This window comes from Marinobacter adhaerens HP15 (genome assembly GCF_000166295.1).
Lineage (GTDB): Bacteria > Pseudomonadota > Gammaproteobacteria > Pseudomonadales > Oleiphilaceae > Marinobacter > Marinobacter adhaerens.
On sequence record NC_017506.1, the window covers coordinates 2,848,374 to 2,862,494 of the forward strand.

At 57.5% G+C, this 14,121-nt stretch carries 13 protein-coding genes and 1 pseudogene; 8 read left to right on the forward strand and 6 right to left on the reverse strand.

Annotated elements, in window-relative coordinates; genetic code table 11:
* The first annotated feature begins 10 nt into the window (after positions 1-10).
* The 7 genes from paaK to paaZ all read left to right on the forward strand — a co-directional run bounded on the left by paaK (position 11) and on the right by paaZ (position 7,496).
* Complete coding sequence (gene paaK / locus HP15_RS13395) at positions 11-1,321, forward strand: phenylacetate--CoA ligase PaaK (protein ID WP_014577966.1); 1,311 nt, start codon at positions 11-13, stop codon at positions 1,319-1,321.
* A gap of 327 nt (positions 1,322-1,648) precedes the next feature.
* Entirely contained in the window at positions 1,649-2,641 is a 993-nt protein-coding gene (gene paaA / locus HP15_RS13400; RefSeq protein WP_008173802.1) for a 1,2-phenylacetyl-CoA epoxidase subunit PaaA, read from the forward strand.
* A gap of 17 nt (positions 2,642-2,658) precedes the next feature.
* Positions 2,659-2,940 (forward strand): 1,2-phenylacetyl-CoA epoxidase subunit PaaB, encoded by a 282-nt coding sequence (gene paaB, locus HP15_RS13405; protein WP_014577967.1) that lies wholly within the window; start codon positions 2,659-2,661, stop codon positions 2,938-2,940.
* A 12-nt stretch (positions 2,941-2,952) separates the two neighbouring features.
* Positions 2,953-3,717 carry a 1,2-phenylacetyl-CoA epoxidase subunit PaaC gene (paaC, locus tag HP15_RS13410; protein WP_008173798.1) on the forward strand — a complete coding sequence of 255 codons (765 nt, stop codon included), beginning with the start codon at positions 2,953-2,955 and terminating at the stop codon, positions 3,715-3,717.
* A complete protein-coding gene (gene paaD / locus HP15_RS13415; RefSeq protein ID WP_008173796.1) occupies positions 3,701-4,270 on the forward strand; it encodes a 1,2-phenylacetyl-CoA epoxidase subunit PaaD in 570 nt (189 codons plus the stop codon). Before paaC ends, paaD begins: the two co-directional genes overlap by 17 nt.
* 13 nt (positions 4,271-4,283) lie before the next feature.
* Complete coding sequence (gene paaE / locus HP15_RS13420) at positions 4,284-5,363, forward strand: 1,2-phenylacetyl-CoA epoxidase subunit PaaE (RefSeq protein ID WP_014577968.1); 1,080 nt, start codon at positions 4,284-4,286, stop codon at positions 5,361-5,363.
* An 87-nt stretch (positions 5,364-5,450) separates the two neighbouring features.
* Positions 5,451-7,496: a phenylacetic acid degradation bifunctional protein PaaZ gene (paaZ, locus tag HP15_RS13425; protein WP_041645458.1), complete on the forward strand. Its 2,046-nt coding sequence runs from the start codon at positions 5,451-5,453 to the stop codon at positions 7,494-7,496.
* A gap of 120 nt (positions 7,497-7,616) precedes the next feature.
* Here the strand turns inward: paaZ and HP15_RS22740 are convergent, their stop codons facing one another.
* The 6 genes and pseudogenes from HP15_RS22740 to HP15_RS13450 form a co-directional block, all read right to left on the reverse strand.
* Positions 7,617-8,321 carry an ABC transporter ATP-binding protein gene (locus HP15_RS22740; protein ID WP_041646303.1) on the reverse strand — a complete coding sequence of 235 codons (705 nt, stop codon included), beginning with the start codon at positions 8,319-8,321 and terminating at the stop codon, positions 7,617-7,619.
* A gap of 210 nt (positions 8,322-8,531) precedes the next feature.
* Positions 8,532-8,981, reverse strand: a pseudogene (locus tag HP15_RS22745) (hemerythrin domain-containing protein); the annotation flags it as partial.
* Positions 8,982-8,998: 17 nt separating this feature from the next.
* A complete protein-coding gene (locus HP15_RS13435) occupies positions 8,999-9,757 on the reverse strand; it encodes an ABC transporter ATP-binding protein (RefSeq protein ID WP_008173788.1) in 759 nt (252 codons plus the stop codon).
* Complete coding sequence (locus HP15_RS13440) at positions 9,754-10,761, reverse strand: branched-chain amino acid ABC transporter permease (RefSeq protein ID WP_014577971.1); 1,008 nt, start codon at positions 10,759-10,761, stop codon at positions 9,754-9,756. The genes HP15_RS13435 and HP15_RS13440 overlap by 4 nt, the downstream gene beginning before the upstream one ends.
* The gene (locus tag HP15_RS13445; RefSeq protein ID WP_014577972.1) at positions 10,761-11,636 is read right to left on the reverse strand and encodes a branched-chain amino acid ABC transporter permease; all 876 of its coding nucleotides are present in this window, start codon (positions 11,634-11,636) and stop codon (positions 10,761-10,763) included. The genes HP15_RS13440 and HP15_RS13445 overlap by 1 nt, the downstream gene beginning before the upstream one ends.
* Before the next feature lie 82 nt (positions 11,637-11,718).
* Positions 11,719-12,876 carry an ABC transporter substrate-binding protein gene (locus HP15_RS13450; RefSeq protein WP_014577973.1) on the reverse strand — a complete coding sequence of 386 codons (1,158 nt, stop codon included), beginning with the start codon at positions 12,874-12,876 and terminating at the stop codon, positions 11,719-11,721.
* 273 nt (positions 12,877-13,149) lie between these two features.
* On the opposite strand from HP15_RS13450, the gene paaX reads away from it, so the two are divergent.
* Complete coding sequence (gene paaX / locus HP15_RS13455) at positions 13,150-14,118, forward strand: phenylacetic acid degradation operon negative regulatory protein PaaX (protein ID WP_014577974.1); 969 nt, start codon at positions 13,150-13,152, stop codon at positions 14,116-14,118.
* Positions 14,119-14,121 lie beyond the last annotated feature (3 nt).

Consider the following 14,121-nt stretch of genomic DNA (forward strand, 5'->3'; position numbering starts at 1 on the left):
GGACAGAACCATGACCTTACCACTGCAAAAACTTGGCAAACTTGACCGCATGGAAACCGCCAGCATTGATGAGCTGCGCCACGAACAGCTGCAGCGCCTGCGCTGGAGCGTTGTCCATGCCTACACCAACGTGCCGTTCTACCGCAAAGCGTTTGATGACCAGGGCCTGAAGCCCATGGACATCAACTCGCTGGAAGACCTGGCCAAGGTGCCATTCACCACCAAGGCGGATCTGCGGGACAACTACCCGTTCGGCATGTTTGCCACCCCCATGTCCGACGTGGTGCGGGTGCACGCCTCCAGTGGTACCACCGGCAAGCCAACCGTCGTCGGTTACACCCAGAGTGATATCAACACCTGGGCCGACATCGTGGCACGGTCCATCCGGGCCGGCGGCGGGTCCCGTGGCGACAAGGTTCATGTAGCCTATGGCTATGGCCTGTTCACCGGCGGTCTGGGCGCCCACTACGGCGCCGAACGCCTTGGCTGCACGGTTATTCCGATGTCCGGCGGCCAGACCGAGAAGCAGGTCCAGCTGATCAAGGATTTCGAACCGGACATCATCATGGTGACGCCGTCCTACATGCTGAACATTGCCGATGAAATGGAGCGTCAGGGCATTGATCCCCATAAACTGCCTCTGCGGCTCGGCATTTTCGGCGCAGAACCATGGACCAACGCCATGCGATCCGAGATCGAGGAGCGCCTCGGCATCGAGGCTCTTGATATCTATGGTCTGTCGGAAGTCATGGGTCCGGGCGTGGGCATGGAATGTATTGAAACCAAAGACGGCCCGACCATCTGGGAAGATCACTTCTATCCGGAAATCATCAACCCGGAAACCGGTGAAGTGCTGCCTGATGGTGAATACGGTGAGCTGGTCTTCACGTCATTGACCAAGGTGGCCCTGCCGATTCTGCGCTACCGCACCCGAGACCTCACCCGCCTGCTTCCGGGCACAGCGCGCCCGATGCGCCGGATTGACAAGATTACCGGTCGCAGCGACGACATGCTGATCATTCGCGGCGTCAACGTGTTCCCGAGCCAGATCGAGGAGCAGGTGCTCAAGTGCGAGGCTCTGGCACCGCACTACGAGATCGAGGTTTACAAGGAAGGCAACCTGGACTGCGTGGATATCCGGACCGAACTGAAACCCGGCGTAACCGACACCCCCGAGAGTCGTGCTGCGGCGGCCAAGGAACTGGCGCACCACATCAAGTCCTACATCGGCATCAGCACCCGTGTCGAGGTGGTGGAAACCAACCGTCTGGCACGCTCGGAAGGCAAGGCCAAGCGCGTATTTGATCGCCGTAACCAGTAAATCCGACCGACCAGCAGAGAGTCAGCACGCAGCGGATGCCGCTGACTCTCGCTGCTTTTCCCACCACCAGGCCCCGCAATCACCGATTTAAAATTGCTTTCCGTTTGCTGATCTCAATAGCATTTGCTCACGTATCACTTTTTTTATTATGCAAATCAGCACTATAAGATCTCATAAGGAAGCTTTTAGATATAACATGACACACAAAGACTGTTCTTGATATTTATTCAGTATCATATAATATGGAGCCATTGACCCTCAGTTGTTATTGAGGGTTCTCTGTTCACGGACAACAGAACAACAAGCCCGATCCGGAGGTATTTGTTTATGTACGCCCAGCTCGTTGAAACCGGCGCCAAGCGCCTTAAGACCAAAGAAGAGATGTCGCCCGAAGAGCGCGACTTTCAGGAAAAGGTCGACGCCGAAACCAAAATCGAACCCAAAAACTGGATGCCGGAAGGCTACCGGAAGACCCTGATTCGCCAGATTTCCCAGCACGCCCACTCTGAAGTGGTCGGCATGCTGCCGGAAGGCAACTGGGTTACCCGCGCGCCTACGCTCAAGCGTAAGCTCCAGCTGATGGCCAAGATTCAGGACGAAGCGGGCCACGGCCTGTACCTGTACAGCGCCATGGAAACCCTGGGTGCTGACCGTGACGAAGAGATCGAAAAGCTGCACCAGGGAAAAGCCAAGTATTCCAGCATCTTCAACTACCCCACCCTGAACTGGGCGGACATGGGTGCCGTTGGCTGGCTGGTAGACGGCGCCGCCATTGTTAACCAGGTGGTGCTGCAGCGTACCTCCTATGGTCCCTATTCCCGCGCCATGATCCGCATCTGCAAGGAAGAAAGCTTCCACCAGCGTCAGGGTTACCAGATCCTGCTGGACATGATGCGCGAAGGCACCGAGGAACAGAAAGCCATGGTGCAGGACGCCATTAACCGTCTGTGGTGGCCGGCACTGATGATGTTCGGACCGCATGACGACGAGTCCCCGAACTCCCAGCAGTCCATGGCCTGGAAGATCAAGCGCAAGAGCAACGACGAACTGCGCCAGATGTTTATTGACCAGACCGTGCCGCAGCTCGAATTCCTTGGCTGCACTGCACCGGATCCGGACCTGAAGTGGAACGAAGAAACCGGCCATTACGATTTCGGCGAAATCAACTGGCAGGAGTTCTACGACGTCCTCAAGGGCAACGGTCCCTGCAACCGCGAGCGCATCAAGACTCGCAAGAACGCTATTGACGAAGGTGCCTGGGTCCGTGAAGCGGCCGTCGCCTACGCCGAAAAACAAAAACAGCGCGCACAAGCCGCCTGATACCGGAGGAATACAACATGTCTGAATGGCGCCTTTACGAAGTCTTTGTACGGTCCAAGCACGGCCTGAACCACAAACACGTGGGCAGCGTGCATGCCGCAGACGCCGAGATGGCCATGGAAAACGCCCGTGACCTTTACACACGCCGTAACGAAGGCGTAAGCATCTGGGTGGTTCCCTCCGACGCGATCACGGCGTCCGCGTCCGACGAGAAGGAAGTGCTTTTCGATCCGTCGGAAGACAAGGTTTACCGGCACGCTTCCTTCTACAAGCTGCCCGATGAAGTCGGACACATGTAAGGAGCGGTACCCATGACACAAACAGAAGCATTAAAGGAATACCTGCTGCGCCTGGCAGATTCCGACATGATCCTTGGCCAGCGCCTTTGCGAGCTGTGTGGCAAGGCCCCGGCGCTTGAGGAAGAGATGGCACTGATGAACGTTGCCCTTGATCTCGTCGGCCAGGCCCGCAACTGGTACGAGTATGCAGCCGAGCTGATCGACGATGGCCGCGATGCTGACAAACTGGCCTTCCGCCGGGACGCTCACGAGTATCGCAACCTGCTGATGACCGAGCAGCCCAACGAGGACTACGCCGTCACCATGGGTCGTCAGTTCTTCTTCGACGTGTACCACTACTTCACGCTCAAGAGCCTGACCGAATCCAGCGACGAGCGCATTGCCGGCATCGCTGCCAAGGCGCTGAAAGAGGTGACCTACCACCTGCGCCGCTCCTCGGAGTGGGTGAAGCGTTTTGGTGATGGCACTGAAGAAAGCCACCGCCGCATGCAGGACGCCGTCGACATCCTCTGGCGTTTTACCGGCGAGCTTATCACGCCGGACGACACCGATCGTGTGATGGCCGAGGCGGGCATTGGTCCGGATACTGACCAGCTGGCCAAAGACTGGCGCGGCATGGTCAACGAGGTGCTCACCCAGGCAACCCTGACTCCTGGCGCGGAAGACGCCTGGATGTACATGGGTGGCAAGCACGGCGAGCACACCGAACACCTCGGTTTCATCCTGGCAGAAATGCAGTTCCTGCAGAGGGCCTATCCCGATGCCACAACATGGTGATTCAGACAGCCGGTCAGCTGTCGACATTCTGATTGCCAGTGATCGGGTGCCGGCCAACGCCCGCCCCGATCTGCTGACAGAGGACGACATCTGGGCACTTCTTGAAGAGGTCAAAGACCCTGAAGTGCCGGCAGTCAGTGTCGTGGAGCTCGGCATTGTCCGGGCAGTTCACTGGGACGGCAAAGAGCTGTCCATTGACGTGACCCCGACCTACTCCGGGTGCCCGGCCACCGAACTGATTGAGGAGCTGATCGCCGAGGCGCTACGCGCCGCTGGCTTCCGCGATCCGAAAATCAAACAGGTGCTGACCCCTGCCTGGACCACCGACTGGATCACAGACGAAGGCAAAGAAAAGCTTCGGGCGTTCGGTATCGCGCCACCCGAGGGCAGCTCCAGCAAAATGAGCCTGCTCGGAGAACCGGAAGTCATTGCCTGCCCTCATTGCGGCAGCAAAGACACCGAACGGGTCAGCGAGTTCGGATCCACCGCCTGCAAAGCCCTTTATCGTTGCAAGGAATGCCTCGAGCCCTTCGACTATTTCAAATGCATCTAGAGCCGATACGATCATGAACAAATTTTACTCACTGACCCTCAAAGAGGTCAGACCTGAAACAAGAAACGCCGTATCACTTGCTTTTGACGTGCCTGAAGATCTGGCAGACAAGTTTCACTACCAGCAGGGCCAGCACCTGATCGTGCGCACCAAGCTGGATGGCGAGGAAGTTCGCCGCTCCTATTCGATTTGCCGCAGTGTCAACGACCAGGAGCTTCGCATCGCCGTCAAACAGGTTCCTGGCGGTCGCTTCTCCACCTTTGCCAACGAGCAACTCAAGCCTGGCCAGACTCTGGAAGTCATGCCGCCGCAGGGCCATTTCTCGGTCGATCTGGACCCCGAGCGTGAAGGCAACTACCTGGCGGTAGCCGCCGGCAGTGGTATTACTCCGATCCTCTCGATCGTGAAGACCACCCTGGAAACCGAGCCCAAGAGCGAGGTCACCCTGTTCTACGGCAACAAGGCCACCAGCAGCACCATGTTCCGTGACGAGCTGCAGGACCTGAAAAACGAGTACATGTCCCGCCTTAACCTGGTGTACATCTTCACCCGTGAAGAACAGGACATCGACCTTTACAACGGTCGTATCGACCACGAGAAGTGCGACAAGCTGTTCGATCACTGGATCAATGCCAAGGAGCTCACGGCGGCCTTTATCTGCGGCCCGCAGATGATGACCGAGACCGTGCGCGACTCGCTGCTGAACCACGGCATGGAAAAGAGCAGGATCCACTTCGAACTGTTTACCCCGGCTGGTGGTGTTCCCCAGGCCCGGAAAGACCGGGATCCGGCACACGTCGATCCCCAGTCAATCAGTGAAGTAACGGTGATCGCTGATGGCCGCTCGCTGACTTTCCCGCTGGTGCGCGACACCAAGAGCATTCTGGATGCCGGCAATGAAGAAGGCGCGGACCTGCCCTATTCCTGCAAGGCTGGCGTCTGCTCCACATGCCGAGCCAAGGTCGTGGAGGGCGAGGTAGAGATGGATCAGAACTTTGCTCTGGAAGACTACGAGGTGGAAGCCGGTTACGTGCTTTCCTGCCAGTGCTACCCGATCAGCGACAAGGTGGTTCTGGACTACGACGAAATGTAGTTTCCGCCCCCAAAACAAGACAAGAGCAAGGCAAGTCCCGCAGCAACGGGGCTTGCCTTCGCGTTTCAGAAACGAATGGAGTTTCCCATGTCAGTCCTGAAAAGTTTCATTGCCGGCCAGTGGGTCGGCGAAAAGCCCGCCAAGGCTCTGCCAAGCGCCGTTAACGGCGAGATCGTCGCCCACACCCACGACGACACCCTCGATTTCAAGAACGCTGTTGAGTATGGCCGCAAGGTTGGCGGCAAAAACCTCATGGCGATGGATTTCCAGGAGCGCGCCCTGGCCCTGAAGGCCATGGCCCTGTACCTCCAGGAGCACAAAAAAGAACTCTACGCCCTGTCGATGCATACCGGTTCCACCAAGGGCGATAACGGCATCGATATCGACGGTGGTTTCGGCACGCTGTTCTCCTACGCCAGCATGGGCCGCCGCGAACTTCCCTCGGGCAACGTGGTTCACGAAGGCCCGGTGACTCCGCTGGGCAAGAACAACCACTTTGCAGGCACCCATATCCTGGTTCCCCGCGGCGGCGTTGCGGTTCACATTGACGCCTACAACTTCCCGGTGTGGGGCATGCTCGAAAAGTTTGCACCCACCTTTCTGGCAGGCATGCCGTCCATCGTGAAGCCGGCCACCTCAACCTGCTACGTGACCGAACTCGCCGTCCGCCTGATGCAGGAATCCGGCGCGCTTCCGGAAGGCAGCCTGCAGTTGATCATTGGCAGCACCGGCGACCTGTTTGACCATCTGGAAGAGCAGGATGTGGTGACCTTTACAGGCTCGGCCGCAACGGCACGAAAGCTCAGGAACCACCCGAACATCATCAATCGTTCGATTCCGTTCAACGCCGAGGCCGATTCACTGAACAGTGCCATTCTGGCGCCGGACGTCACCCCGGAGCACGAAGAATTCGACGTCTTCGTGAAGGAAATCCGCCGCGAGATGACCGCCAAGGCCGGTCAGAAATGTACCGCCATTCGTCGTATCTTCGTACCGAAAGACCAGGTGAACGCGGTCTGCGACAAGCTGAAAGAGCAGCTCTCCAAGATCACCGTGGGTGACCCCTCTGTCGAGGGCGTTCGCATGGGTGCACTGGCCTCCATCGACCAGCTGGAAGATGTGAAAGCCAACATCCAGGAATTGCTCAAGACCAGTGAGCTGGTTGTGGGTGGCGAAGGCAACTTCAAGGCTACCGGCGATGGCACCGAGAAGGGCGCGTTCATCGAACCGCACCTGCTGCTCTGCCGGAACCCGGAGAATGGCTGCGGCGCCCACGATATTGAGGCTTTTGGCCCGGTTGCTACCGTAATCCCTTACGAGACCATCGATGATGCGGTTGAGTTGTGCTCCAGAGGTCGCGGTTCCCTGGTTACCACACTGACCACCCGTGATCCCGCCATTGCCGGCAGGATCGCCCCGCTGCTGGCCGCGTTCCATGGCCGCCTGCACCTGCTGGATGCCGAAGCCGCAAAGGAATCCACAGGCCACGGTTCGCCCCTGCCCATGCTGAAGCATGGCGGCCCCGGTCGTGCCGGTGGTGGTGAGGAACTGGGCGGTATCCGTGCGGTTCACCACTACCTGCAGCGCACCGCAATCCAGGGCTCACCCAGCATGCTGGCTGCGGTTACCCGCGAGTATGTACGCGGTGCCGATCTGATCGAAACCGACGTGCACCCGTTCCGTCGCCACTTCGAAGACCTGCAGATCAACGAATCGCTGCTGACTCACCGACGCACCGTTACCGAAGCCGACATCGTCAACTTCGGCTGCCTGTCCGGTGATCACTTCTACATGCACTTTGATGAAATCGCAGCACGGGACTCCCAGTTCGGCAAGCGTATTGCCCACGGTTATTTCGTGCTTTCCGCTGCTGCCGGCCTGTTTGTCTATCCGGGCGAGGGCCCCGTGCTGGCTAACTATGGTCTGGACACACTGCGCTTCATTGAACCGGTTGCCCCGGGAGACACCATCCGGGCACGACTGACCTGCAAGCGCAAGATTGATCAGGGTCGGACATCTCCGGACGGACATCCTCAGGGTGTGGTGGTCTGGGACGTCCAGGTTCACAACCAGAACGACGAAATGGTTGCGAGCTACGACATCCTGACACTGGTTGCCAAGAAGCCCGAGTAACACCGGGCTTTCCTGTTTTCTCCCTGTCCTGGACCCCAGGGAGAAAGCGTCAGGCAAATAAAAGGGGGACAGGTCGCAAGACCTGTCCCCCTTTTATTGGTGCAAGAAAAACCCGGGCGCTTACATGCCCAGATAGGCTTCCCGCACCTTCTCATTGCTGAGCAGCTCACGGCCGGTCCCTTCGATCACTACCTTGCCGGTTTCCAGCACGTAGCCGCGATCTGCCAGAGCCAGCGCCTGGGAGGCATTCTGCTCTACCAGGAAGATGGTAATACCCTCTTCCTTGAGTTCCTTGACGATGTTGAAGATCTCCTCAATGATCAACGGCGCCAGACCCATGCTGGGCTCATCCAGCAGCAGCAGTCTTGGCTTGGCCATCAGGGCACGGCCCATAGCAAGCATCTGTTGCTGGCCACCGGAGAGCTCGCCTGCCAGGTTATGGCGCTTCTGTCGCAGAATCGGAAACTTGGTGTACATCCGTTCCAGATCGTCCATTACCTCGGGGGTTTTGCCACGGGTATAGGCGCCCAGAAGCAGGTTGTCATGAACGCTCAAGTCCTTGAACACCTGCCGGCCTTCAGGCACCTGGACGATGCCATCAGCTACCCTCTGATCGGCAGTGATCTTCGAGAGATCCTTGCCTTCAAAGGTGATGGCACCCCGGTCTGTGGGCTGAAGACCCGAGATAGTCATCAACAGTGTGGATTTGCCAGCACCATTGGCGCCTACCAGTGACACGATCTCACCACTGTTGATGTGGATGTCCACATCATGCAGCACTTCAATCTGGCCGTAGGACGTTACCAGTCCCTTGATGGACAGCATCTCTTCTTTGGCATGAGGCGCAGTCACCCGGTCTGCGTGCTTCAGGCCGAGACCACCGAATTTCTCGGGGGTATAACTGACAATCTGGTGCCGCAATTCCCGGAATTCCTCCCGGACGCGCTCACCGAACAGAGGATCATTTTCCACGTCCCGCGCTTCAATGATCTGCTGCCAGTCTTCCTCGGTCAGGAGTTTACGGGCCCGTGGAATAACCACGCCCTCTTCCTTGCGAATGTGTTTGCGCAAGGCTTCCGTGAAACGGGCCAGAGCATGGCTGAACTCTTCGCGACCTTCCGGCCAGCCTTTTTCACACTCCGCCAACAACTGGCGCAACTCCACCAGCTTTTCATGACCGATGACATAGCCCTTCGCCAGCTTCTCCAGCAGAGGCGCTGTCTCGGGGGACTTCTCACTGAGCCGTTTGTAGAGCTCAATGTCAGTGGGCGTGCTATGGACCCGCTGGGAGAAGTGCTGAATGTAATCAAAAATGGTCTTCAGCAGCCGCTCATCCGGGCGCTGATCGTTAAGGTTCATATCACTCAGCAACTGGTCCAGCAGATCCAGAATCCGCCACAGCGCCTGGTGTTCATGAACAATAATCCGTACGGCCTGCTCACTGCGTGACTGGGCAGGCGCCATTTCAGTATTTTGCTCGCTCATGTGAAATGTCTCCTTGCTCAGCCACCCAGATAGGCGGCGATAACATCCGGGTTCTGGCGAATTTCCTCGGGGGTCCCTTCCGCCAGAACACGGCCATAGTTAAGCACCAGCAACCGATCGGATATCCCCATCACCAGTTTCATATCGTGCTCAACCAGCATTACCGTGGTGCCCTGATCCGCAATTTTCCGGATCAGATCCTCCAGGGCAGCGGTTTCAACCGCGTTCAAACCGGCGGCGGGCTCGTCCAGGAGGATTACCTTTGGTTCAGCGGCCAATGCCCGGGCAATCTCCAGGCGCTTCAGCGCGCCATAGGACATCGCCGATGCTTCGGCATCCAGGTAGTCACCGCATCCCACGTACTCCATCAGCTCGGCGGCGCGCTTGCGGGCCGCGGCCTCGTTGCGGCGCAAGGAAGGCAAACGGAACAGGGTCGTAAACAGGCTGCTTTTGAGCTGCAGATGCCGGCCCAGCATCACGTTTTCGATGGCGGTCATGTTCATGCAGATCTGCATCTGCTGGAACGTGCGGCACATGCCCCGCTCTGCCAGTTCATTGGGCTCCAGCTTGGCGGTGCTCTCACCATTCAGCAGGATCTCGCCTTTGGTCGGCGTATAGAGCCCTGTGATCAGGTTAAACAGCGTTGTCTTGCCGGCACCATTGGGGCCGATAACAGAATAGACCTGTCCGGCTTCAACCGAAAAGCTGACGCCTTCCACCGCATGGACACCACCAAAGGCTTTATCCAGCCCCTTTACTTCGACCAGTGCTGTCATGCCTCACCTCCCGCTTTCTTGCGCATTTTCTTGGAAACAAACGCGGTCAGTGTGGGCAGCAGCCCTTTTGGCATGAAAATCATGGTGAGCATCAGGATCAGGCCGAACATGACATGTTCCAGCTCCTGGAAATCTGCCAGAACCTGGGGCAAAAGCTTCAGCACCACGGCGCCAAGAATGACACCGAAGGTCGAGCCCATACCACCCAGAACAACCATGGTGATGAACAGGATGGAGAATTCGAAGCTTGCTACCGCAGGCGTAATGAAGCCCTGGAAGTGGGCATAAAGACTGCCCATCAGGCTGGCGTAGATCGCCGAGATCACGAACACCAGGCTTTTGTATTTCGCGGTGTTCACACCGACAACGCTGGCAGCCACTTCCGAGCCGTGAACCGAACGCAGCGCCCGGCCAATCGGCGATTCAATGAGGTTCAGAGCAAACCACACCGCTACCAGAAGCACCACGCTGGCGAAGATATACCAGGCCTGGAAGCCTTCGATCGTGATACCGAACAGCGAATAGCGACCAAACGCGCTCAGCTCCCAGCCAAATATTTCGAAAGCCGGCACCGGCATACCGTCTGGCCCGCCGGTCAGTGCACGCTCGTTGTTCAGGATGATGGCAATAATAAAACCAACGGCAAGCGTCGCCATGGAAAGGTAGTGGCCTTTCAGACGCAGAATCGGACGGCCGACAATCCAGGCAATCGCGCCCACAACGATGGCTCCAACCACCAGAGCAGGTACCGATGACCAGCCATAAGTACCGGTTGCGATGCCGGTAAAATAAGCGCCGAGGCCAAAGAAGCCGGCATGTCCCAGGCTGATCTGGCCGGCAAAACCTACCAGAAGGTTCAGGCCAACAACCGTAGCGGCAATGATCGCCATCTGGGTAACCAGTTCGTAGTGAAACGGGTTGCCCAGAAACGCGGGCAGAATGACAAGAATGAGGGCGAGGATCACCAGTCCCCGCAGGCGCGACTGCATAAACGTGTTCAACATCAGACGCGCTCCACTACCTTGGCACCGAACAATCCGCGGGGCATGAAGAACAGCACCAGCAGGATCATGGAGAATGCAACGGCATCCTTGTAGTCCGATGAAATGTAGCCGGCCGCCATGGCTTCAACGATGCCTAGCGAGAGACCACCGACCACCGCGCCAACACCGCTACCCAGGCCGCCAATGGCAGCCGCCACAAAGCCTTTCAGCCCCAGAATGATACCGATGTCGTAGGACGTGAACGTGATCGGGGCAACAACAATACCGGCCACGGAGCCCAGTAATGCCGAAACCATGAATGCCAGCATCAGAACCATCTGAGTCCGGATACCGACAAGACGCGCAGCCTCCTTGTTCATGGATGTCGCCAGGATAGCCTTGCCAATCAGTGTCTTGGTAAAGAAAAGCACCAGGCCGACCACCAGGATCGCGCCAATACCGAGAACCCAGAGGCTCTGGCTATTCAATACCGCTCCGAAAACTTCAATAGGCTGGTCTGTGCTGAAATTCTGCATCACATGGTATTCCTTGCCCCAGACAACCTGGGCAATACCACGGATAAAGATCGACGCCCCGATGGTGATAATGATCAGGGTAACAACATCGGCCTGCTTGGCAGGTGCAATCGCGAACCGCTGCAGGGCGACGCCAAGAATACCGGCCAGAATGACCGCCAACACGACTGCCAGGATCATGGGCACGCCCATGGCCGTAAGCGAAACCGTAGCCATGCCTCCAATCATCAGAAACTCGCCCTGGGCGAAGTTGATGACGTGACTGGCGTTGTAGATGAGGGTAAAGCCGAGGGCTATCAGGGCGTAAGTCGCACCGATAGTAATCCCGGTGAACAGGTACTGTAAGAATTCTGCGAGCATAGCGGTGGTTCCGGTCGAACATCGGCTGGCGACTTACCCTGAATAGGGGGCGTCGCCAGCCGCGAGACAGGTTAAAGGGGTATCAGTCGATCAGTTTCCATTCGCCATTCTGGACTTCCAGAATGCGGAAGGAGTCTGGATCAAGGCCGTTGTGGTCTTCCGGTGACATGTTGAATACACCGGTTACGCCGACATAGCCCTGGATATTCTCCAGTGCGTTACGAACGGCTTCCGGATCGGTCGAGCCGGCTTCTTCCATAGCGCGGACCGCCAGCATCAGGCCATCGTAGGCGTAGGCACCGAAGGTGGACACCTTGGAATCCCAACGGGCTTCGTATTCAGCCTTGTAGTTCTGAACCACTTCTTTCTGGGGATCGTCGTTCGGCAGGGAATCCGGCACCAGCAGCGGAGACGCTGGCAGGCGAAGGCCTTCTGCAGACGAACCGGCGAGCTCGAGGAAGCTGTCGGATGCAACACCGTGGGACTGATAGAACGGGAGTTCCATGCCCAACTGAGCATAGTTGCGGGTTACGATGGCCGGGCCCTGACCGAAACCGAAGTTCAGCACCGCTTCCACACCACTTGTGTTACGGATATTGGTCAGCTGGGCGGTCATGTCTGTATCAGATCCGCTGTAGGTAACATCTGCCACAACTTCCATGCCCATCTGCTCGGCGACTTCCAGAGTCTGTGTGCGACCGGAGCTTCCGAAACCACCCGTGCCTGAGATCAGGCCGAACTTGGTGATACCGCGGTCTTTCATATCGCTCAGGATACGTTCCGCCGCCATGCGATCAGTCTGCGGAGTCTTGAACACCCACTTCTTGACCGGGTTGGTAATAACGACCGCACCGGCCAGGGAAATAAACGGCACCTGGGCCTGTTCAATCAGAGGAACCGCCGCCATGGTGGCGCCGGTGGTACTGCCGCCAACGATGATGTCAACCCGGTCCGAACGGATCAGGCGACTGGCAAAGTTGCGTGCAGAGGAGGCGTTGCCAACGTCGTCGTAGTGGATCAGCTCCAGCTGACGACCAAGTACACCACCTTCTTCGTTGATTTTTTCGACGTACATCTCGAGCGTTTTCAGCTCGGGATCGCCGAGAAAGGATGCCGGACCTGTGACAGACAGGAAGGAACCGATCTTGATGGGTTCAGCGGCCTGTGCGCTCATCATCATGAGGCCGGCGGCTGCGACGGCTGCGCATTTTCCTGCGCGACGAATCACTGTTTTAAACATTGTTTTTGTTCTCCCGTTTTTTGCAGGGGCTTGAGTTTTTGTTTCTTCGCTCCCGGTATGATTCGATACCATTGACGAATATCAAATGAAGTTATTGTATCATAACGCTCGTGTCAACTGATTTCCGGGAGTGCCAACGCGGCTCTTTCAGTAAAGCCGACACTGGCAGAACACGCCAGCACCGCTGATCGAAAGACAAACCTTTACCTGACACGTAAGAACCGCATAATACGTGGAACATGTTTCATTGATTCTTATTTGCGAACTCAGGCCATGACTGCAAAAAGCCAGCTAGAACTGCTCGTCAAAAACTTCCAGAAGAAGCGACCCCTCCGGGCCGGCTCTCTCATCATCACCATCTACGGTGATGCCATCGTTCCCCGCGGCGGCAATGTATGGCTGGGCAGCCTGATGAAGCTGGTTGAACCCATGGGTATCAGCCAGCGACTGGTCCGCACCTCGGTGTATCGACTGGTCCAGGAGTCCTGGCTGCAGACCGAGAAGGTGGGCCGTTGCAGTTATTACAGCCTGACCGGCCCTGGACTGCGTCGGTTCGAGCAGGCGTTTCAGCACGTTTACAATCTGGATACCGAAGAATGGAGCGGCAGCTGGTGCCTGGTTTACCTGAACCAACTGTCACCGGAGCTCAGACAGAAAGTCCGTGAAGAGTTGAAATGGCTCAGTTTTGGCAGCATGGCTCCCGGGTTGATGGAACATCCGCGGTTTACGCGTAGCGAACTGATCCCGATGCTTCAGGAGTGGGGCGCTCTGGACGACACCATCGTGATGCAGACCATGCCCATGGAGCAGAAGAGTCCAAGAGCCCTCAGGCTGCAAGTTCGCGAAAGCTGGAACCTCGAGGAGCTGGGCGGTCGCTACAGGCGCTTCCTGAGCCAGTTCCGCCCCTTGTGGCGAGAACTGCAGACAGAAGATACCCTCAGCCCCGAGGAGTGCCTGATTCTCCGGATCCTGCTGATCCACGAATACCGAAAGATCCTTTTGAGGGATCCACTGCTGCCGGATGAACTGTTACCCGGTGACTGGGAAGGCCGCAGCGCCAAACAGCTTTGCCGCAACCTTTATCGGCAGATCTATGCGCGCGCCGAGCAGTGGCTGGACGCGAACCTCGAGAACGCTTCTGGTCCGCTTCCGGGGCCCGGTGAGAAGTTCTACAAACGCTTTGGCGGCCTGAGAGATACCGCTGCCCAGACTGACCTGAGGACGGAACCGGAGGTGCTGTAACCG